The sequence below is a fragment of the Shewanella sp. c952 genome (assembly GCF_019654975.1).
Classification (GTDB): Bacteria; Pseudomonadota; Gammaproteobacteria; order Enterobacterales; family Shewanellaceae; genus Shewanella.
The window spans coordinates 1-334 of the sequence record NZ_BPEW01000154.1 but is presented as its reverse complement, the minus strand read 5'-3'; the positions used below and the strand labels follow the sequence as shown (position 1 = coordinate 334).

The following is a 334-nucleotide window of genomic DNA, read 5'->3' as shown; positions in this document are numbered from 1 at the left end:
TTACCACGGTGTGGTTCATGACTGGGGTGAAGTCGTAACAAGGTAGCCCTAGGGGAACCTGGGGCTGGATCACCTCCTTACCTATACGACTAACTCACATCTGAAGTATGAAAATACGTTTGAGTGTCCACACAGATTGCTTGTTCTCCTTATCTCTTAATTGAGTTGAGGTGAGCGACAAAATATCCTGCCTTGTCGCAGTGATATCGTTCTTTAAAAATTTGGAAAGCTGATAGTGTTAATCTGAAAGGGATAACAACTACGATTTATCGTACTGTTATTTATAGGATTAACGCGAAATTAAAAAATTGAGTTCTAAACACTTAAACATTAA

The 334-nt window shown here is 38.9% G+C and carries 1 rRNA gene; it reads left to right on the top strand.

Annotated features, from left to right (window positions below):
* Window positions 1-80, top strand: a 16S ribosomal RNA gene (locus K5R16_RS22360); the annotation flags it as partial.
* Window positions 81-334 lie beyond the last annotated feature (254 nt).